The sequence below is a fragment of the Streptomyces sp. NPDC097640 genome (assembly GCF_040302705.1).
Classification (GTDB): domain Bacteria; phylum Actinomycetota; class Actinomycetes; order Streptomycetales; family Streptomycetaceae; genus Streptomyces.
The window spans coordinates 75,316-92,762 of sequence record NZ_JBEOSB010000009.1 but is presented as its reverse complement, the minus strand read 5'-3'; the positions used below and the strand labels follow the sequence as shown (position 1 = coordinate 92,762).

The 17,447-nt window shown below is 69.6% G+C and carries 18 protein-coding genes and 1 pseudogene; 8 read left to right on the top strand and 11 right to left on the bottom strand.

Annotation, left to right across the window (positions count from 1 at the left end; all coding sequences use genetic code 11):
- Window positions 1-116: 116 nt before the first annotated feature.
- Window positions 117-908 (bottom strand): alpha/beta fold hydrolase, encoded by a 792-nt coding sequence (locus ABTY62_RS16090; RefSeq protein WP_352130022.1) that lies wholly within the window; start codon window positions 906-908, stop codon window positions 117-119.
- 209 nt (window positions 909-1,117) lie between these two features.
- On the opposite strand from ABTY62_RS16090, the gene ABTY62_RS16085 reads away from it, so the two are divergent.
- Window positions 1,118-1,447 carry an alpha/beta hydrolase gene (locus ABTY62_RS16085; RefSeq protein WP_352130021.1) on the top strand — a complete coding sequence of 110 codons (330 nt, stop codon included), beginning with the start codon at window positions 1,118-1,120 and terminating at the stop codon, window positions 1,445-1,447.
- 206 nt (window positions 1,448-1,653) lie between these two features.
- Here the strand turns inward: ABTY62_RS16085 and ABTY62_RS16080 are convergent, their stop codons facing one another.
- The 4 genes from ABTY62_RS16080 to ABTY62_RS16065 are packed head-to-tail and all read right to left on the bottom strand — an operon-like array spanning window position 1,654 to window position 5,636.
- Window positions 1,654-2,919 (bottom strand): ABC transporter permease, encoded by a 1,266-nt coding sequence (locus tag ABTY62_RS16080; RefSeq protein WP_352130020.1) that lies wholly within the window; start codon window positions 2,917-2,919, stop codon window positions 1,654-1,656.
- Window positions 2,916-3,605 carry an ABC transporter ATP-binding protein gene (locus tag ABTY62_RS16075; RefSeq protein WP_352130019.1) on the bottom strand — a complete coding sequence of 230 codons (690 nt, stop codon included), beginning with the start codon at window positions 3,603-3,605 and terminating at the stop codon, window positions 2,916-2,918. Before ABTY62_RS16075 ends, ABTY62_RS16080 begins: the two co-directional genes overlap by 4 nt.
- Window positions 3,602-5,017 carry an efflux RND transporter periplasmic adaptor subunit gene (locus ABTY62_RS16070; RefSeq protein ID WP_352130018.1) on the bottom strand — a complete coding sequence of 472 codons (1,416 nt, stop codon included), beginning with the start codon at window positions 5,015-5,017 and terminating at the stop codon, window positions 3,602-3,604. Before ABTY62_RS16070 ends, ABTY62_RS16075 begins: the two co-directional genes overlap by 4 nt.
- The gene (locus tag ABTY62_RS16065; protein ID WP_352130017.1) at window positions 4,995-5,636 is read right to left on the bottom strand and encodes a hypothetical protein; all 642 of its coding nucleotides are present in this window, start codon (window positions 5,634-5,636) and stop codon (window positions 4,995-4,997) included. The genes ABTY62_RS16070 and ABTY62_RS16065 overlap by 23 nt, the downstream gene beginning before the upstream one ends.
- 144 nt (window positions 5,637-5,780) lie before the next feature.
- Here ABTY62_RS16065 and ABTY62_RS16060 point away from each other — a divergent pair, with 144 nt between their 5' ends.
- Together ABTY62_RS16060 and ABTY62_RS16055 are read left to right on the top strand one after the other, a co-directional pair.
- The gene (locus tag ABTY62_RS16060; protein ID WP_352130016.1) at window positions 5,781-6,479 is read left to right on the top strand and encodes a response regulator transcription factor; all 699 of its coding nucleotides are present in this window, start codon (window positions 5,781-5,783) and stop codon (window positions 6,477-6,479) included.
- Window positions 6,469-8,253, top strand: a complete 1,785-nt coding sequence (locus tag ABTY62_RS16055; protein WP_352130015.1) for a sensor histidine kinase — start codon at window positions 6,469-6,471, stop codon at window positions 8,251-8,253. The genes ABTY62_RS16060 and ABTY62_RS16055 overlap by 11 nt, the downstream gene beginning before the upstream one ends.
- Before the next feature lie 491 nt (window positions 8,254-8,744).
- On the opposite strand, the gene ABTY62_RS16050 is transcribed toward ABTY62_RS16055, so the two are convergent.
- A complete protein-coding gene (locus ABTY62_RS16050; RefSeq protein ID WP_352130014.1) occupies window positions 8,745-9,308 on the bottom strand; it encodes a dihydrofolate reductase family protein in 564 nt (187 codons plus the stop codon).
- Between the two features lie 303 nt (window positions 9,309-9,611).
- On the opposite strand from ABTY62_RS16050, the gene ABTY62_RS16045 reads away from it, so the two are divergent.
- Entirely contained in the window at window positions 9,612-10,025 is a 414-nt protein-coding gene (locus ABTY62_RS16045; RefSeq protein WP_352130013.1) for a GFA family protein, read from the top strand.
- On the opposite strand, the gene ABTY62_RS16040 is transcribed toward ABTY62_RS16045, so the two are convergent.
- Window positions 10,016-10,153 (bottom strand): helix-turn-helix domain-containing protein, encoded by a 138-nt coding sequence (locus ABTY62_RS16040; RefSeq protein WP_352130251.1) that lies wholly within the window; start codon window positions 10,151-10,153, stop codon window positions 10,016-10,018. The genes ABTY62_RS16045 and ABTY62_RS16040 overlap by 10 nt on opposite strands.
- A 335-nt stretch (window positions 10,154-10,488) precedes the next feature.
- Between ABTY62_RS16040 and ABTY62_RS16035 the strand changes: the two genes are divergently transcribed.
- Entirely contained in the window at window positions 10,489-11,382 is an 894-nt protein-coding gene (locus tag ABTY62_RS16035) for an alpha/beta fold hydrolase (RefSeq protein WP_352130012.1), read from the top strand.
- 97 nt (window positions 11,383-11,479) lie between these two features.
- Here ABTY62_RS16035 and ABTY62_RS16030 read toward each other — a convergent pair whose 3' ends face one another.
- From ABTY62_RS16030 to ABTY62_RS16020, 3 genes are all read right to left on the bottom strand, one after another.
- Window positions 11,480-12,691, bottom strand: coding sequence for a dihydrodipicolinate synthase family protein (locus ABTY62_RS16030; protein ID WP_352130011.1), 1,212 nt, complete (start codon window positions 12,689-12,691; stop codon window positions 11,480-11,482).
- Window positions 12,692-12,773: 82 nt separating this feature from the next.
- Window positions 12,774-13,046 carry a hypothetical protein gene (locus tag ABTY62_RS16025; protein ID WP_502997469.1) on the bottom strand — a complete coding sequence of 91 codons (273 nt, stop codon included), beginning with the start codon at window positions 13,044-13,046 and terminating at the stop codon, window positions 12,774-12,776.
- A 193-nt stretch (window positions 13,047-13,239) separates the two neighbouring features.
- Entirely contained in the window at window positions 13,240-14,670 is a 1,431-nt protein-coding gene (locus tag ABTY62_RS16020; protein WP_352130010.1) for an amidase, read from the bottom strand.
- Window positions 14,671-14,800: 130 nt separating this feature from the next.
- On the opposite strand from ABTY62_RS16020, the gene ABTY62_RS16015 reads away from it, so the two are divergent.
- Window positions 14,801-15,436, top strand: coding sequence for a TetR/AcrR family transcriptional regulator (locus ABTY62_RS16015; RefSeq protein WP_352130009.1), 636 nt, complete (start codon window positions 14,801-14,803; stop codon window positions 15,434-15,436).
- Window positions 15,394-15,700 (top strand): annotated as a pseudogene (locus ABTY62_RS16010) (ATP-binding cassette domain-containing protein); the annotation flags it as partial. The gene ABTY62_RS16015 and the pseudogene ABTY62_RS16010, both read left to right, overlap by 43 nt.
- 104 nt (window positions 15,701-15,804) lie before the next feature.
- Here the strand turns inward: ABTY62_RS16010 and ABTY62_RS16005 are convergent.
- Entirely contained in the window at window positions 15,805-16,092 is a 288-nt protein-coding gene (locus ABTY62_RS16005) for a hypothetical protein (protein ID WP_352130008.1), read from the bottom strand.
- 475 nt (window positions 16,093-16,567) lie between these two features.
- Between ABTY62_RS16005 and ABTY62_RS16000 the strand changes: the two genes are divergently transcribed.
- Window positions 16,568-17,389, top strand: a complete 822-nt coding sequence (locus tag ABTY62_RS16000; protein WP_352130007.1) for a lipase family protein — start codon at window positions 16,568-16,570, stop codon at window positions 17,387-17,389.
- Window positions 17,390-17,447: the final 58 nt, after the last annotated feature.

Here is a 17,447-nt window from a genome sequence, read left to right as displayed (position 1 = left end):
CGCCTCGGCCCGCGGCACACCTCCCGCCTCCGAGCTCTCCGGACGTTGATCGCTCAGAACGTCCACCCGTAGGTGGCTGAAGTGCTCCTCGGCGCCGTGCGGCGGTCGACCTCGGCTCACTGAGCCAGGTGTCGCTCCAACGCAGCGAGGAATGCGTCGGGGTTCTCGAGGTGGCAGGCGTGGTCGCCGGGCAGTTCGAGAACCCGGGTGTCGGGCAGCCGTTCGTCGAGGACGGCGACGACCCGCTTGAGCCAGTCGGTGGTCGCGGAGCCGTGGACCAGGAGGACAGGGCACCGGATGTCGGCGAGTTCGGCGACATCGCGGTCGGGCCGGTCGGCCTGCTCCGAACTCCAGGACAGGGCCATCCGGTGCGGGACCCAGCGCGGCCAGGCGGGGTGGTCGCGGGCCTGGTCCTTCGACGACACGAGTCCGGCGAGTTCGAGGAACTCGGCCAGGTCGTCCTCGCTCACCTCCTGTCCGGCCAGCGCATGCAGGAACTGGTTCAATCGGGCGACCTCGGGGGCGGCCTCGCCGCGGCCGTCGAGGATCCAGTACGCCGCCGGCTCCACGAGCGTCAGCGTCCTCACCCGCTCCGGATGGGCCAGGGCGAACTCGATGAGGGCCCGCCCGCCGCCGGACCACCCCGTGAAGTCGGCCGTCTCGACCCCGAGGGCGTCCACCGTCATGAGCAGCGATTCACGCTCGATCGCCGCGGTGTACCCGGCGTCCCCGCGCTCGCCGGCCGAGCCGAGCTCATTGTGGATCGGCTGCACCCTGACGGTCCGCCGTCTCGCCGACAGGGCGTCCGCGAGCGGCGCCCACGACACCCATCCGGTGAGCTGGCCAGGCACCAGGACGACCGGCGGCCCCTCGCCCTTCACCTCGTTGACCAGGACCCTCGGTCTCATCGTCCACCTCTGACGGGTTCACAGCAGATCCCATCAAGGTAATCACGATCCCGACTTCGCACAGAGGACGTCGACCACGAAAGGCTCGAAGCATCGGACACCAACAGACGCGACCGCAAACGCCCTGGCTGCACGAGCACCCACCGGTCACCCGTTTGCCCCGGACACGCTGTGGCTCAGTCTCGATGCCCGGCGGTATCGAGGCGTTGATGGCGCAGAACACCACGGCGCGGTGGGTGGTACGCAACGGGCGGTGGACCTTCGGCGTGTCCGGCATCGACGAGCTGGTCAGGGCGACCGAGGCGTACACCATGGCGGGTATCGCCGACCGCATCACCTGCCCGACACTCGTACTCGACGCCGAGAACGACCAGTTCTTCAAGGGACAGCCGCAGCGTCTGTTCGACGAGCTGACCTGCCAGAAGGAGCTGATCTCCTTCCGTGAGGACGAAGGCGCGGGCGAGCACTGCCACGAGGGCGCCCTCGCCCTGTTCCACCAGCGCACCTTCGACTGGCTCGACACCGTGCTCGCCGACTGACCTCGCCGTCCGGAAGCGGCGTCCTCCTTGACCGTCTGCTGCGGCTTGCCGCGTCGGACAACTGTCAGCTGGTTCATGGGCGACAGGGCAGCGGCGCACCCGCTCCACTGGGCACGGGCGACGACCGCCTCGGCAAGCGCGGGCGGCCACTCCCCCGCCGGCGCACCACCGCACGCGGCGCGCGGTCGCGCCCGCGCCCCGGCCGCTCACGTCGACGCCAGCGCCTCCGTAGGAGGAAGGCGTGCCGCGCGGACCGAGGGATAGACGCCGGCCGCCACCCCGATCAGCACGGCGCCGAGGCAGCCGCCCGTAACCGGGACCAGGGGGATCACCGTTGGCCAGCCCTGGTAGGCCGCGTAGCCGACGTTGGCGAGGACACCGAGCAGGGTTCCGGCGATGGCCCCGAGCAGCGACAGTCCCACGGACTCGGTGAGGAACTGGACGCGTATCTGGCCGCGGGTCGCGCCCAGCGCCCGGCGGAGCCCGATGTCCCTTCGGCGCTCCAGGACCGAGATGACCATGGTGTTGGCCACGCCGATTCCGCCGACCAGCAGGGCGACACCGGCCAGGCCGAGGAAGAGGGAGGAGTAGGTGTTCTGCGTGGCGCGCTTGGCCGCCAGGGCGTCGGACGGGCGGCTGACCTGGACCTGTCCGGGCTGCTCCGGGAAGACGGTGGCGGCGAGTACGTTCCGTACGTCCTCCAGATGGGCCTCCCGTGCCTTGACGTAGATCACCGTGGGGTTTCCCTCGAAGCGCAGTGTCTTCTTGGCGGCCGGCCATCCCGTCAGTACGGCGTTGTCGAGGTCGTCGGCCAGCGGTATGGAGTGCAGGATGCCGATCACGGTGAACCACGACTTGTCGATCTGTATCTGTGGAGCCGGTTCGTTTTCGGGGATTTCCCCGATGCCGAGCCGGCTGGCGGCCCGGTAGCCCAGTACGGCCGTGGGGAACCGCTCGTCGGCGCCGCTGAAGAACCTTCCCGAAAAGACTTTTCCGCCCACCACGCTCAGCAGGTCGCGTCGGGCCGCGAGCACACTGAGTCCCGTACTGGAGAAGTCGTCCTCACCGATGAGGTCGGAACGCTGGACCACGGCATCGGTGTTGGCCACCGCGCTCGCCTCGGTGACCGGTCCGATGCGGCGCACCATGTCGACCGATTCCTCGGGAATCCTGACCGGCACGGTCTGTCCCGGAAACGGCTGCACCCGCAGCATGTTGGACCCCAACGCCGACATCTCGTCCATCAGCGCCCGGTGGCTCGAGGCCGGGATTCCCGTCACCACCACCATCGTGGCGACGCCGATCGAGATGCCGAGTGCCGACAGCGCGGCGCGCAGCTTGCGGGTGCGCAGGCCGAGGAGCCCGAGACCCAACAGGTCGAGAAAGGCGAGACGTACCGGCTTGATCTTGTCTTCGGCGCGCCGGGGAGAGTGCCGCAGCGCGGCGCGGGACGGCTTGGCGGGGGCGGTCATGATGGGCTTTCGGTCAGGGCGGTGTCCGCGACCAGGCGACCGTCACGCAAGTGAACCCTGCGTGGCAACTGGTTGGCGATGTCACGGTCGTGAGTGATGAGCGCGATCGTGGTGCCCGCCGCGTTGAGTTCGGTCAACAGGGCGAGCGCCGCGGCGCCGTTGACGGTGTCGAGTGCGCCGGTCGGCTCGTCGGCGAGGACCAGAGCCGGCTCATGGACGACCGCGCGGGCTATGGCGACCCGTTGGCGCTCTCCTCCGGAGAGCTGTTGTGGCAGGTGGCCGGCCCGGCGAGTGAGTCCGACCCGGGCCAGGGCCTCCTCGGCCAGTTTCTTCCGGTGCTTCCTGGGCACACCGGCATACAGCAGGCCGGTCGCCACGTTCTCCGCCGCGGTGAGGCCGTCCGTCAGGTGGAAGTGCTGGAAGACGAAACCCAGGCGCCGCCCCCGCAGGGCGGACAGCCGGCGGTCGGACAGCTCCGCCACGTCCTGCCCCTCGATGACCACGCTGCCGCTGGTCGGCGGGGCCAGCGTGCCCATGATGTTGAGCAGCGTGGACTTGCCGGAGCCGGAAGGGCCGAGGATGGCGAGCAGTTCGCCCTGCGCAACGGACAGGGAGACCCGGTCGAGGGCTCTCACCCCGGGGGGATAGGTCACGCTCGCCTCGTGCACGCTGATGACCTGGGTCATGCCGTGGTTTCCACCTTCATGCCCTCGCTGATGCCCTGGCCGCTGATCTCGACCAGCCCCTTGGCGAACATGCCCGTGTCGACCGGGACGAGCCTGCCGCCGGAGAGCCGGACTGCGTACCCTCCCTCACGCAGGGCGAGCAGGGCGCCGACCGGGACGGCGAGTACACCCTTCTTGGACTCCCCCTGGAACTGGGCCTGTACGGGAGCGGAGTCGATGCCCTTGACGGCCTGTGGGTCGTCCAGCGACACGGTGACGTTGATCCTGGTCTGCCGGGCGTTGCCCGTGTCGTCCTGGTCTCCCTGCACGGTGGTGCTGATCGTGGCGACCCGGCCCGCGGCGGTGGACCGGTCGGGCAGCACCACGGTGACCCGTTGGCCCGACTTGATGGACCCGATGTCGAGCGACTGCACCGGCACGGTCACGGACTTGGTGGTGGCGGTCACCGTCATCAGGTCTCCCGACGCCTCGTCCCCGGGCTGGGCGAGGACGTCCGAGACCCGCACCGCCGACTTCGTCACGACCACGTCGGAGATGTCGAGAATGCCGGTCGGCTTGATGCCCACGGCCTTCTGCCAGCGCTTGATCGCGGACATCAGGGACGTGGTGAGCACACCGTCGCCCTCCCTGACCGTGGACTGCGACGGACTTGGGCTCGATGGCCGCTCCTGTGGCGCATCGGTTCTTTGGCCGGCTCCGCCATCCGGGCCATCCGGAGCCGAGGACTGGCCGGTCGCGGGCTGGCCTGCCGCGGGCGGGTCGGCCGCAGGCGGGTCGGCCGCGGGCGGGTCGGCCGCGGGCGTGGTCTCCTCCTGCCCGGGGTCCGTTGTCATGGGCGGGGGGTCGTCCGCGGGGGCCTGCTGCCGGACGACCGTGCCCGGCGCCGGCTGTGCCCCGATGTCGTAGCCGAGAGCCTTGAGGTTGTCGGCGACGACCCATATGTCACGGCCGACGCTGCCAGGGGTGTCGAGCCTGCGGTACAAGGGTGTGCTGCCATAGAAGATCACGGCGGAACGCTCATCGACGCGGTACAGCTGCCGGCCGCGTTTGACCGTCGCACCCCGGTTCGGAAGCCACGTCACCCGTCCTTCACCGGCACTGCGGATCGTGCGCGCGGAGTCGTAGCCCAGCGTGCCCTCCATCTCTCTGCTGCCCGACAGATCCGTTTTGACCACGGCGATCTGTTTGATCTTCGGGCCGGACTCGGGTTCGGAGCCGTTCCCGCCCCTGTCGACCCACAGCAGCCCGGCGCCCGTTCCTCCTGCCAGCAGTACGGCGACGACGGCGAGATACACGGCCTTCTTCTTCCGGCGGCCCGCCGTCGGCTCGCGGGGGCCCGCCCCTTCCTGGGCCGTCACCCGCAGGGGCATGGTGTCCCCGGCGTCGCGCTCACTTACCACTGAACGCCTCACGCATGCATTCCTCGTCGATCTGGTCGGCATTCCTGGGCGGATTCACACCGGGCTTGTAGTTCCAGCCACTTCCGTCGGGAAGGGGGTCCACCTTGAGCCCTCTGCGGTTGTTGCACTCGATATACTTGCGGTAATCGTTCAGGTAGTCGGGGTTTTTCTTCGGGTCCAGCTCCGCAGGCTGCATCGGCTTCTTTCCGAGGCATGTCTTTTCCGCTTCCGGATGCTCTTTTGCCACATCCTCACCGGGGTACCCCAACGAATCGGGATCGGCCCAGTCCGCGAACTTGTCCCCGGCCGGAAGAATGGACACTCCGTGATCCTTGAGGCAGCGCAGGTAGCCCTGGTACATGCGCAGTTCCTCGGCGTCCGTACTGTCCAGCCGAATCTGGGGGCGGCCGGACTCGGAATCGTCGGCCGCCGGGCTCTTCGTCGCCCCGCCCTCTCCACCTACGCCTCCACCGGATTCCGTAACGGAGACAACTCCGTCCCCCTGGCTGTCGACGTCTCCTCCGGAACAGCCGGTGATCAGCGTCACCGCCAGCACGGCACAGGAAAGGAACAGGGTCTCCTTGTCCGGGCGGCCCGAACCGGGGTCAGGGCGGCCTGAGTTGTTTCGCATGCCTGGAAGCATGACAAGGCTTTGTCAGAAAGGTGTCAACGCTTCCCCCACCGGACCCCTTCAGGCGATTGTCAGGAAGTTGTCAGGGAATTGAACCAGATATGCCGGCGCTCACCCCGCGCCCCGCAGGTTTATCATCGGGCCATGTCCGCATACGTGCTGGTGGCCGAAGACGACGAAAAGCAGGCAGAACTGATCCGTCGTTACCTGGTGCATGACGGCCATGCCGTAACCGTGGTGCACGACGGCCCGACAGCCCTCGAGGAAGCCACCCAGCGGCCACCCGACCTGCTCGTTCTCGACTGGATGCTGCCGGGTCTGGACGGGCTGGAGATATGCCGCCGCATACGCGCCACGGGCGATATGCCCATTCTGATGCTCACCGCCCGCTCCACCGAGGACGATCTGCTGCTGGGCCTGGGCATCGGGGCGGATGACTACATGACCAAGCCGTTCAGGCCACGCGAACTGGTGGCCCGCATCCGGACCCTGCTACGGCGCAGCCGACATCCGGAGCATACGGAGGAAGTGGTCCTCAAGGCCGGACCGCTGACCGTGGCCCCGGACCGGCACGAGGTGTCCGTCCACGGCCGGCCGGTGAACTGCACTCCTGGCGAATTCCGCCTGCTCAGCACGTTGGCGGCCGCACCCGACCGGGTCTTCACCCGGGCTCAGCTGCTGGGCTGCATCACCGACCACGGCCGAGCCGTGACCGAACGCACCGTGGACGTGCACATACTGAACCTGCGGAAGAAGATCGAGACCTCGCCGCACAGACCGGAGTTGCTGCTGACCGTCCACGGCGTCGGATACAAGCTGTCCCGAGGCCACCTTGACGTCTGAAGTCCCGCTCCGCCACAGCCTGCTGTTCAGGTTGCTGATCACCTCCGTGCTGATCGCCCTGGTGTCCATCGGGGCCACGGCCTGGCTGACGGTACGCGGCACCACCCTCGCCATCGAGCAGGAGCGAGGCCAGGTCCTCGCGGACGACGCCACCATCCAGGACACGCTGGAGGGCTTCGCCGCGGCGCACCGGAACTGGAACGGTGTCGAGCGCACCGTCCTGGATCTCTCCCAGTCGACGGGGCGCACCATCATCCTGACCACGCGGGCGCGCCAGGTCATCGCCACGTCGCATCGACCGGCCGCGGAACGGCTGCCCCTCAACGCGAGCGCCGTGATCGATCCGCTGCACGTCGCTCCGTTCACGGATCAGGGAGCCGGCCCGGCGGGGCAGGTCTCCCGCATCGACCCACGAGCCGTCGGCCCCTACCGCCTGCCCGCCGAGGAGCGGGCGCGTCTGCGACAGCTCGCCCGTGAGGAGGTCACCTGCCTCTACGACCGGACGGGAGTACGCGCGCACATCGTCGAGGAGGCCAGTGGCAGACCCGCCGTGCGCACGCTCAGGCCCTCGGTGGGCTCCACCCAGGCCTGCGCGTCCAAGGACCTGTTCGCCCCCACCCCGACCGAGGCCGCGGCCCTGGCCGAACTCACCGGACTCGTACGCAGCTGCGCGGAGCGCAACCACGTACGCCTGCCCGCCCCCCTGACCATCACGGTGGACTTCCGGGTGGACGGCGACGACTCCGCGCGGGGCCCCAGCGCAGCGGACGACTGTGTGGAGGAAGGCCGGCGGGAGCAGTTGGCGGCGCACGTCGCCCCGGCGGCCCTTCTGTTCGTCACCGGCCCGCCCCGCACGGCCACCGCCGTCTTCGACCTGTCACCGGCCGGCACCCTCCGGGTCCTGACCACCACCGGTCTGGTCCTGGCCGCGACCATCGCCGTCACCGCCGTCATCGCGATCAGGCTGGTACGTCCACTGCGCGCGCTGACGAACGCGGCCCGCGCTCCCTCGGGCCGGCACCTCCGTATCCCCGTCACCACCAAGGACGAGACCGGCTACCTGGCCGCCGCCCTCAACGACCTGTCGGAACGCCGCGAACGCACCGACGAGCAGCGCCGGGTCATGGTCAGCGACATCGCCCACGAACTGCGCACGCCCCTCACCAACATCCGCGGCTGGCTGGACGCGGCGCAGGACGGCCTGGCCGAGCCCGACTCGGCGCTCCTCACCTCGCTCCAGGAGGAGGCGGACCTCCTCCAGCACATCGTGGACGACCTCCAGGTGCTCGCCGCCGCAGATGCCGGCACCCTGCGCCTGCGTCCGCAGAAGCTGAACCTCCGCGAGCTGATCGAGCAGACCATGAGCGCGCACCAAACGACCGCACACGCCGGCGGTGTCGAGACCGCCGTCCATGCCCCGGACGGCCTCTCGGTCCATGCCGACCCGGTCCGCCTCCGCCAGGTCCTGGGCAACCTTCTGTCCAACGCGATACGCCACACCCCGCCGGACGGCCGCGTCACCCTCACCGCCCGCCGCGTGGCAGGCGCCGTCGCCATCGAGGTGAGGGACACGGGCAGTGGCATCCGCCAAGAGGACCTGCCCCGGGTGTTCGACCGCTTCTGGCGGGCCGAACAGTCCCGCAGCAGGCGGACGGGAGGCAGCGGGCTGGGGCTGTCCATCGTCAGGCAGCTGGTGCGGGCACACGGCGGAGATGTCTCCGTGACGAGCCGGCCGCACGTGGAGACGGTGTTCGTGGTGCGGTTGCCGTGCTGATCCGTGCGTCACGGTCCGGCGGCTGCCCCGCGGTAGGCGCATCCCCTACCGGCTCAGCGACCCCGAGCGCAGGTGTCGGCCGTTCTGTTCGGGCACCGCGCAAGTCAGTCGCCTGGCCGCGCTGTCTGACCTCCGTGGTGCCGTGACCGCGAAGGTTCGCCGGGTTGGGCAGGCTGCGCACCAGGAATTGACGGCGCGGGGCGTCACAGGGAACACCTGCGTCCAGCGCCGCCGAGGGATCAGCGGGGGCAACGCCGCGATCCACAGGTCCGTCCCGGACATCACCGCGGCCCGGCTCCATGCCCTGCCCACCTCGTACAAGGCGGCCGCCAAGGGCCTTCCTGCCCTCGCGGGCAAGGGCCGCATCGGTGCCCGCATCGGCATCAACGTCCCCGTCCGCCCTCCTCGTCTTCGACGGCCAGTGGAAATGATCTCCGTCGCGAGAACCCCACTGGCCGTCCCGTTCTTCCCGGGGCTCGGCGGAGAGCCGGCTAGCGCGCCACGCGATAGCGGAGGTAGACCACTCCCGAGTTGAAGGTGCGGGTCTCGACGAGTTCGAGATCCGCCCGGCGCTCGCGCTGGGGAAAGAACGGAATGCCACCACCAACCAGCACCGGGTAGACCACGGTCCGGTACTCGTCGATCAGACCCGACGCGGCCGCCTCGGCGGCGAGAGTCGCGCCGCCGATCGCGATGTCGCCCTCCCCCGGCTCGGCCCGCAACCGCTCGATCTCCTCCGCCAGGTCGCCGGAGGCCAGGCGGGCATGGCCCTGCACCGCTGACAGCGTGGTGGAGAACACCACCTTCGGGAGCGGCTTCCAGAGCGCGGTCCACTCGAGCTCTGAGTCGTCGCGCGATGGGTCCTGGTCAGCGGTCTCCCAGTACAGCATCGTCTCGTACAGCCGTCGTCCCAACAGGTGGACGCCGACCTCTCGGATCTCGTCGATCCAGAAGCGAAAGACCTCCTCGTCGGGCGCCGTCCAGTCGAAGTTGCCGTCCGGCCCGACGATGTAGCCGTCAAGTGAGACGCTCATCGAATAGGTCACGTTACGCATCAGAAGTCCTCCTCGGTAACGGGTTCGACAGTAGGACCGCCAAACGCCGCAGAACTCATCGCGACTCGCGGAACCTTCTGGGCCAAGTCACCTCACGAGATCATTTCGTTGAGAAAACCTCACTGACTGCGACCGGGATCATCCACGCAGGCGCGGGGAGCAGAATGCGTGACCCGCACGTCCACCTGCCGGTGGGCGGCATGCAAAGCACTTTCCCAAAGTCCGGCATCCCGAACGTAACGGCCTCTCGGCCCGTAGCACACTGACATCCCAACCGCGCTCCGCACCAAGGGAGACATTCACGTGACCGAACCGACCGCCGCCCGCGACCAGCGGACAGGCCGCTGCCAGTGTGGCGACATCGCGTACGAGGTGACCGGCGCTCCGGACGACCCCCACCTGTGCTCCTGCGAGCACTGCACGCTCCTCTCCGGCTCGCCGGCGATGGCATGGGTCGGCTTCCGCCGGGAGGACCTGACCTGGACCGGCCATGGAGGTGAGCCGACCTGGTACTCGACCTGGCCCACACTGCACCGCGGCTTCTGCCCGCGCTGCGGGACCCAGCTCGTCTCCGTCGCCGACGACTCAGAAATGATCATGGTGGCGACCTTCAGCCTCACCGAACAGAGCGGCATCGACCCGGTCGGGCACAGCTTCCGTGAAGCCGCCGTGCCATGGATGACCATCACCCTCGCCCCCGACCCGCTTCACCCGTAGCGACGCCCGAGCGGATCGTACTCGAGCCGCTGGATCTGACGTGTCATCGCTGGCTGCGTGACTCCCTGTCGGCGGGCGCACGCCGAGATCGAGCCCTCTTGGGCCACGGCTACGAAAGATGCGAACAGGGTGAGTCCGAACCATTATTCGACATCCTGTGGATCATCTGCCCATCATGGCAGTGGACTCGACCGGAGCCGTCCCCCGAAGGGACTTATTGCGTGACCATGACAGGCCAGGCGCGGCGCCGAGCGCAAGGCGCGTCGAGCCGTGTTCGGCTCTTTCGTGGGGACCTCCGTCGAGTGGGCTTCGAGGGCATCGACCAGCGCCTTGGAACCGCCCGCATCGCCACCCGCCGGCAAGCGTGGAGCGGACCGGAGACTGCCGGACGTCTCCGGACTCCCGTCCTCCGCTCCGACGCCTCGTTCTCAGAGACCCCGGCATACGAATCGAGGAGTACACCGTGAGCAAGCCCGGACAGACCGTCGAGATCCCTCACCTCGGGGGATCGACCGTCGGGTACACCTTCGGCAAGCCGTACGACCCCGCACTCCCGACGCTGGTCCTGATCAACTCGTACACCACCTCGGCCGAGTTGTACCGGCCGCAGTTCGCCGACCCGGAGCTCGGGGCCGCGGCCAACCTGCTGGCCCTCGAACCCTACGGGCACGGCCGCACGAGGGCGGCGTACCAGCACTTCACCTACTGGGACAGCGCGGTCGCGAACCTCCAGGCCCTCGAGGCCCTCGGAATCGACGAGGCCTTCGTGCTGGGAACCTCGCAGGGCGGCTGGGTGGCGGTCCGCATGGCGCTGCTCGCCCCGGACGTCGTGAAGGGCCTCATCCCGCTCGGCACGTCGATGGACTTCGAGAGCCCGCGCAGCCGCGAGCTGGGGTGCTGGGACGGGATAGCGTCCAACACGCCGCTCGTCGACGCCCTCGCCGACCCGGTCGGCGAGGACTGGGTCGTGCCGGACGAGGTCGTGGACGCCGTCCTCGCCGCGGCCCTGGGCGGCGTCTCGGCCGAGGAACGCGAGTTCTGGCTCGCCGCCTACCGTGCGAACTACACCGGTGACGCCGGGCGCCACCGTCTGCGCCTCAGCACGGTGAACCTGCGGGACCGCGACGGGCTCCACGGCAGGCTCGACGAGGTCCGCTGCCCCGTCCTGTGGCTGCACGGCACCGCGGACCAGGTGTACTCCGTGCCGAACGCCCAGGAGGAGATCCGGATGTTCACCCGCTCCCCCGAGGCGCGCCTGGAGATCATTGAGAACGGGCAGCACTTCCTGAGTGCCTCGCATCCCGCGGAGGTCGGCTCCGCAGCGATCGAGTTCCTGAAGCGCTGGGCCTCAGCCTGAAAAGGAGACGGGGAGGCGCCCGGGGCCGGTCCTCCGGGCAGCCGCACGGGCACCGCCCATGGCGCGCGGCTGTGCGGGACGACAGGAGCTGTGGTGCTCACGAGGAGACATCGAGGTCCAGGCCGTCCAGCACGGTGACGAGCCGATCGCGGGCCTCGGGGGCGAGGCCGCGCAGCGGCAAGGGGAGATTGGTCTCGGAGGCAAGGCCCAGGTGGGAGGCGGCGCCGGAGATCACGCGCAGGCTGCCGTGGTGGCGGAACAGCTCCCACAGCGGTTGCAGCCGCTCGGACAGGGCCGTGGCCAGCTCCGCGTCCCCGCTCTGGGCGGCACGGGTGAGGGCGAGCGCGGTGCGGGGGAACAGCCCGCCGACGACCGAGTACCACGCCGCGCACCCGGCCGTCAGCCCGGTGGCCGCCGCCCGGTCTCCGCTCACCCCGATGCTGACGGTGTCCGGGACCAGCGCCCGCAGCGCCTGAACGCGCTCCTTCGCGGCGGCCGCCTCGTCAGGCACGGGCGGGATCTTGATGGCGGCGACCTGCGGCAACCCGGCGATGCGAGCGTGTAGTTCATCGGTGAAGTGGACGTGGGTGGTGTTCGGGTTGTCGTACACGCACAGCGGAACGGACAGCTCGCGGGTGACGTCCTCGTACAGTCCGAACACCTCGTCCTCGGTCAGCGGCTGATACGTCATCGGGGCCAGCAGCACCGCCGACGCGCCCGCCTTCTGGGCATCCTCGGCCAGCGCGAGGACCTGCGAGGTCCGCAGCGCGCCGATACCGACGATGACGGGGGTCCCTTCGGCGGCCTCGACGGCGATCCGCGCCGCCCGGGCGCGCTGCTCGCGGGAGAGATAGGCGTAGCTTCCGGTGGAGCCGAGCGCACCGATCGAGTCCACCCCCGCGGAAGCGAGGCGCGCGACAAGCCAGGCGTACGCCTGCTCGTCGATGCCCGACTCGCTCATGGGGGTCAGAGGGAAGGCGCTGAGGCCGGTGAACATGGCGGGGGGTTCCTTTCGCGGAGTGATATGGCCCGGTGCGTTCGGCCGGGGGCGGGCGGCGGTTGTTGCGTTCAGCAGCATGGTTCCGCCACGGCCGTGTGTCGCGGCCACACCGGCAGCCACCAGCTGCCGGTACGCCGCCGCCACCGTGTTCCGGTTCACCCCCAGCTCGGCCGCCAGCGTCCGCACCGGCGGGAGCAGGTCGCGCGGCGTCAGCTCGCCCGACGCGATCAGATCTCGCACACCGCCCACGATCTCCGTCGCCGTCGTCCCGCTGATCGGCACGATCACCGCCTCCGCCGCACAGATCAACACTTTGTTCTATGTCAAAGATAAGTTTGACATAGGACAAAATTCAACCCTGTGCCTCCAGGTACACCTCCGTGACCCCGCCCTACGCTGTGCGCGCCGCGCTCCTGGCCGTTTCCGACCGGAAGCCGTGGCCGACCTCGGGAGCCAGGCCGTGATAGTGGCGGAAGTTGTAGATGAGCGGACTCCAGGCCGCCGGGTCGATGTAGTGCGCGCCGGGCACGACGATGCGCTCGTCCGCGTGGACGCGCAGCACCTCGCACTCGACGCTGAAGAACCGGCCCTCTCCGCCCGGTGTCAGCGCGACCGCACGTGCCTCCAGTTGGAGCGCACACTCGGCGACACGCGGAGGCCGCACGACCTCGGAGCGAGCCGGTGTGAGTCCGGCGGCGGAGAACTTGTCCGGCTCATACCGGTGCCCGGACTGCGGGGCGGGGCCGCCCGTCGCAGGACACGGTCCGAGCGCATGCTCGGCACGGGGCCGGCATGCTGAGGGTGAGGGTTGCGGGGGGAGGCGGGGCCGCCGAGCGTGCTCTCCCTGGCGCAACGGCTCACTCAGCCCGGCCTCCCACGCGCGGGTCGACCGGTGTGAGAACTCCGAGCCGGTCCTCGATCGCCTGGGCCGCGTCCAGGCACAGGTCCTCCCGGAACGCGCGCCCGACGATCTGCACGCCCAACGGGAGCCCGTCGACCACGCCGGTCGGTACGGCCACACCGGGCACGCCCACGAAGCTGGTCACGCTGCACAGGCGCATTCCCGACCCGACCCGGTCCCGGCCCGCCCTGTCGCGCGACTCCAGCCCCGGCTCGACCGGTGGCTCGGTGAACGACGGGCCGAGCAACAGCGGGTAGGCGTCGAGGAATTCGGCCCACGAGCGGCGAATGGTCATCCAGGTGCCCATCAGCTTCATGAACTCGTCCGCGCTTGCGGGCGGGGTCTGCTCCATCGCCATCTGGATGTAGCGGTCCCCGCCTTTGCCGAGCAGCTCGCGCACCACCGGCCAGGTCGGGGCGAACTCGGTCACGGTGATCCGGCCGTACGCCTCGAGAGCCTCGTCCATCCGGGGTACGTCCCGTACCTCGCGCACGTCGTATCCGGCGTCGCGGAGCGCGTCGGCCGCGGTCTCGATGGCTCCGCGAACCGCGGGGTGGACGCCGTGCCCGCCGGGGTCCGCCACGACCGCGACCTTCACCGGTCCGGGGAGCGCTTCGCCGTACGCGGGCACCGGTACGGCCCGTGGGTCTCGCGGATCGGTCCCGGCCAGCACCTCGTAAGCCAGCCGTAGGTCGCCCACGCTCCGGGCCAGCGGGCCGTCGGTGACCAGTATCTGGGACGCCGGGCCTGGGTCGTCCGGGCCGAGAATGCGGTGGTCGGCGGGGAACCGGCCCGTGGACGGCTTCAGCCCGGCCACGCCGCAGAACTGGGCCGGGACGCGCACCGATCCCCCGGAGTCGTTGCCGAGCCCGAGCGCCGCCATGCCTGTGGCCACGGCCACCGCGTCGCCCCCGCTGGAGCCGCCCGGGGTCCGGCTGCTGTCCCACGGATTGACCGTGTCGCCGAACAGTTCGCTGCGCGTGTGCATCCCCGCCAGGATCAGGGTGGGAATGTTGCTGTGTCCGATGGGGATGGCCCCGGCCGCGCGCAGCCGCGCCACCGGGGGCGCGTCGGCCGGCGCCACCAGATCGCGGAAGCGCTCCGTGCCGAACGTGGTCGGCACACCTTCGACGGCGGTGCTCTCCTTCACGGTGAACGGCACGCCCGCGAGCGGCCCCAGCGCTTCACCGGCGGCCCGCCGACGGTCTGTCTGTGCCGCGGCCTCGCGTGCGCGCTCCGCCAGGAGCTGTGTGACCGCGTTCACTTGTGGGTTGACCTCGGCGATGCGGTCGAGGTGGCTGTCGACCAGTTCGAGTGCCGAGACGTGTGCGCCGCGCACGGCCTCCGCCTGGGCGGCGGCCGACATTTTCCACAGGGCGTCCTGCATGGCCTTTCCTTCCTCCCCTACGTACCGATGCGCTTGCATCGGAACCGCAACCGTACCCTGGTACCGATACGAGCGCATCGCATAAAGTGCGCTGCGAGCAGAGCACCGTGGAGCAGGGAGGCGACCGGGCATGCCCAGGCAGGTTGATCACGTGGGCCGACGCCGCCTCATCGCCGAGGCCGTCTGCCACCTCGCCGACGAACGTGGCCTCGAGGGCGTGACCCTTCGCGACGTCGCCGCTCGCGCGCAGGTGTCCATGGGCGCCGTTCAGCGGTGCTTCCGCACCAAGGAAGAGATGCTCGTATTCGCTCTTGGGCACGTCAGCGAGCGGATCAGCGAGCGCGTGCAGGCCCGCCTGGTCAGGAGCCCGGCCCAGTCGGCCGGCACCGCCCTGGGCCACGCCGCCACCGAGATCTCACTGCTCAGGGAGGAGCACCGCGCCGAGGCCCGGGTCTGGCTCGCCTTTGTCGCGCAGGCGGCTGTCAGCGAGGCGCTCGCCGAGACGCTGAAGGCGAACTACGCAGCCCTGCACGAGACGTTCACCCGCCTCATCTCGGAAGCCGGCGAGGGCGCCGACCGCGCCGTGCCCCTCGATCCAGCGCGCGAGGCCCGCACCCTCCTCGCCCTTGCGGACGGCCTCACCACGCACGTCCTCATCGGTCACCTCACCCCGCAAGAGGCACACGACGTCCTCCACGAACACATGACCGGCCTCTGGGAGCGACCGGCCCCGTCCCCGTCGACGGAATCACCACCACCGGGATGACCCGTGGCGAACTCGCCGACCTGCGCCGCCGTAAGGTCGGGATCGTCTTCCAGCAGCCCAATCTGCTGCTCTCGCTCACCGCCGCCGGACAACCGCAGGTCATGGCCCGGATCGTTGGCCGCTCCCCCGCCAAGGCCCGTGGCCGGGCCATGGAACTACCCGATGCCGTCGGCCTCGCCGACCGCGCGCACCGCCACCCCCACCAACTCTCCGGCGGCCGGCGGCCGGCGTCAGCGCGTCGACATCGCCCGCGCCCTGATGAGTGCGGGGAAAGCGGTGGCGTCGAGAGCGATCAGTCCGTCGTCCGGGGATCGGGCATAAGGCCTACGTCGACGGTCGCTGCGATTGGCAGACGGACATCGACAAGCTTATGACCTGCCAGCGGGGTCGGTCTCGTCGGCCAAGGCGGTTTCGCTCGCCGCGATGCCAACGAAACGACGTATGGCTTCAACGGGCATGTCGAGCCCCTCAGAGGCGGAGCGTTCGTCGCCGAACACCTGCACCGCCTCGGCGACGGCAACGGCCAGTTCGGCTTCTGCCTTGCGGACCTTGACCTCAGCCTTGTCAACGGTGTCGACCACCGACAGTTGGCGACGCTGCTTCTCTTGGAGTCGCTGCTTACGGGACGGCGTCTTGTCAGAGTTCTGCACAGTCACAACCAAGATCATAAACGGGCCTGTGCACACATGCGAAATCGGTAACTCCGGCTCCTTTAGCCTCGATTCCTGGTCCGGCAGACGACCCCGCAGACCGGCGGAGCAGTCCGTCTCCGACTCGGCGACATCCCCGTCGACCCGCCCGCAGGGCGCGATTCCCCGCAGCCATGCCGTCCTCGGCCGGACAGACTCTCCCGGGCTGTTCTCCGGCGGTCAGCCCGGCCGCCCGATCAGTGCCGGGGCCACTGGACGGGGTGCATCCGTGTTCGGTGCGCCGCCGATCGGCGCGCCCGCACACCGAGCCGCCATTGGGTGCCGAAGACCTTAGGCGATCAGGGTGAGCAGCGCGTGTGTCTTACCGCCTGCCACCGGCGCGCCCGCTATGACGGGTTTGGTCACCCCGCGCTCGCCGGTCGCCTAAGCCGGGGCGCGGGCGCCCCGTGTCACACCCATCTCCTCCGTGAAGGGATCACCCGTGGCTGCATCTGTCAGGATCGACGGCCTGCCGGCCGGGTACAGCGTGGACCGCGCCTACTGGCTGGCTCAGGCATCCGACCTCGCTTACAAGGACAAGGCCACCATCGAGCAACAAGCCCGTGCGTGGGGCTTTACGACCATCCGCCACCACCAGACCCGCTTCACCCCGCCCTTCCCCCTCGAAGACACCCAGGCTTACACCCTGGCCGGCGACACCATGATCGTCACCGCGTTCCGCGGTACGGAACCGGCCCAGATCAAGGACTGGCTCTCCGACGCCTCCACCCCGCCCTGGCCCGGCCCCGCGAACACCGGCTACGTCCACTACGGCTTCGCCGAAGCCCTCGACTCCATCTACCCCGACCTCAAAGACACCCACGCGCAGCTGCGCAGCAACGGCCAGAGCGTCTACTTCACCGGCCACAGCCTCGGCGGCGCACTGGCCATGCTCGCCGGCGCCCGCATGTACCTGGAAGACCCCCGGCTCACCGCCGACGGCGTCTACACCTACGGCCAGCCCCGCACCTGCGACCGCCTACTGGCCGCTGCCTACAACAAGGGCTTCAAAGAGCGCATGTACCGGTTCGTCAACAACAACGACATCGTCCCCCAGCTCCCGCCCGAGCCCGCCTACACCCACGTCGACGCCCTGCGCTACATCGACTCGAACGGCACAGTCCACGAGTCCATGTCCCTCCTGGGCGGGCTCACCGACCGCGTCAAAGGACTCACCGCCGACCTCTTCGCCCCCGCCAGCGACGGCGTACGCGACCACTCCATCCACAGCTACCTCGCCGCGCTGGAAAAGAACGTCACCTGATCCTTCAGGCTCCGCAGCAACACAGGCTCGCCGCGGGTTCGCGGTCCAGGCAAGGGGC